1 protein-coding gene is annotated in these 2,155 nt (G+C 66.3%); it reads right to left on the reverse strand.

Features of this window, described 5'->3' with window-relative positions:
* Positions 1–928 precede the first annotated feature (928 nt).
* On the reverse strand, positions 929–1,603 hold the full coding sequence (phoU, locus tag ACWCQ1_RS52030) for a phosphate signaling complex protein PhoU (protein ID WP_451030125.1): 675 nt from the start codon (positions 1,601–1,603) through the stop codon (positions 929–931).
* Between the last annotated feature and the right edge of the window lie 552 nt (positions 1,604–2,155).

Below are 2,155 nucleotides of genomic sequence, written 5' to 3' on the forward strand. Positions count from 1 at the left end.
TCCGAAGGGCCAACAACCTTCATCTTCCGCACAGCACCATTTCAAGAACTGCTCCTACAACCAGCTCCATTCATGTTCAGGACACAAATACCCGGAATCTCTGGGTGCGCCGATCTTAAGAATGGCCAGTTCAGTCCCACGCTTGGAAGGTAGGACAAGCTCGGCGGGTCCAGATCGTACCTACAGCAGCTGTCAGCCAAGTGGTCAGATGGCGGGTTGGGGAAGCTCGCCGACGTGTACCTTCACGACGTTCGCGTGCGTGCATCCGGCGGCTTTGAGGGCTCGCCGACGGCGGATGGCGGCCTGCTTGTCGAAGACGCCGGCGGACGCCTGTGCAGCGCCGTCGGGGCCGGTCCACGTCAAGCCGTAGCGTCACACTGCGGTCGTCATGAACCCGATCCTCTCCACTCACAGCAGATCTCGAAGACCCTACGGACGGTCGCCGGTCCATACGCGTCAGCAGCCTTCCACGAGGGAGCCGACGCGTCGAGAGGACCGCCCTGCGCCCGCGCAGCGCGAGGGGCGGGAGGGGGGAGGCTCGCCGAGCGCTTCGCGGATCGCTCGCGCGCGGCAGCCACCTTGCCCCCCCGTGGGCCGGCACCACCACCCCTGGGCCGATGGTGCCGACGGGGCCATGTACCCGCGTGCATGCGGGTACTCGCTCTCACATGCCGAGTTGGTGTCCCGTGAGAGTGGGGCCGCCCGATGGAGACGGCGGCCGGCTGGTGTGCATCCACGGTGTCCCCATCGGCCGCGCCTACGACCTGTAGGACATGATCATCTTCCTGCAGCGGGGCGGCCTGGACTTGGGCGAGGAGGACGAAATCGCAGTCTCCCCTCTTATCGAGTGGACCGGCCCGGGCCCGCTGGCCCGGGAGCACTGAACGGATACGGGGGAAGGGATGCGGGCGATGTGCCGCGGATCAGGTCAGGGGAGCAGAGGGGGGTCGGGGAGGTAGTCGTCGGCGCGCTCACCCGTGACGAGGTAGACGACGCGGCGGGCGATTGAGACGGCGTGGTCGGCGAAGCGCTCGTAGTAGCGGCCGACCAGAGTGACGTCGACGGCCGTCTCCACGCCGTGGTGCCAACGCTCGTCCATCAAATGATGGAAAATCATGCGGTGCAGCTCGTCCATCCGGTCGTCGTCCTGCTCCATCTGCAGGGCCGCCTCGACGTCCTGGGTGATGAGCACCTCGGCGGCCTGGGCCATCAGCCGCTGGGCGAGCTGGCCCATCTCCAAAATCGTGCGACGCAGATCATCCGGCACCGCGTGCTGAGGATGGCGCCGCTGGGCCACCGTCGCGACATGCTGCGCCAGCACACCGCAGCGTTCCAGGTCCGCGCTCATCCGCAGTGAGGTGACCACCATCCGCAGGTCCGTGGCGACCGGCTGCTGGCGGGCCAGCACCGCGATCGTCCGCTCCTCCAGATCCCGCTGCAGCGCTTCGACCCGCTCCTCGGTGGAGGCGACACTCAGCGCCTGCTGAAGGTCGGCGTCCAGCAGGGCGCTGGTGGCCCGGCCCATGGCCGAACCGACCATGTTCGCCATCTCCACCAGCGCCTGAGTGATCGACTCCAGTTCCTTGTGATACGCCTCGCGCATCCCGTCCTCACCGCCCAGTCCGCAGCCCCGCCCTCACCGACTGCCAGCCTCGCACACCGCTCAGTGCGCCGGTGCCGGGCAATCCGAGCGGGAGTTCCCCCTGTAGAGACTCTCAGGACCGGCGACGGAACTGACGGAGAGAGCGGCCAGACGGTCGTGAAGCTGGGGCATGGCTTCGACAACACCCCGGCGCAGGCCGCCAAGTTCACCGCGGCGAACTTGGCATAGGGCCGTGCGAATACCAGTGCCTGCGTGGCCGACTCGCGATACGTGCGCGGCTGTTGGAGTCGTTGTCGTGCAATTAATCGCAGGTTTCGCCAGGGTGAGCCAGATGGTGTGCCACCGGGTGATGAGGCCACCCTGAGACTGCTCACCTTTGTACCGGACCTGCATGTCCCAGCAACCGGGCTGGGCACGCCCAGGATCTGGGCTCTTCGTTGACGTGCTCCCTGGCCTAAGAAGCCGTATCTCAACCGAACATCATCGCTTGATTTCTGCTGGTCTGGCATGGTCTAGCTCGGAATGAGGGAGGCATGCGGCGTCTTGTTTCGG

The sequence above is a fragment of the Streptomyces sp. NPDC002144 genome (assembly GCF_053593695.1).

Excerpts from the sequence above, each read along its gene's own strand:
- phoU (WP_451030125.1), bottom strand. The coding sequence starts at position 1,603 with ATGCGCGAGGCGTATCACAAGGAACTGGAGTCGATCACTCAGGCGCTG.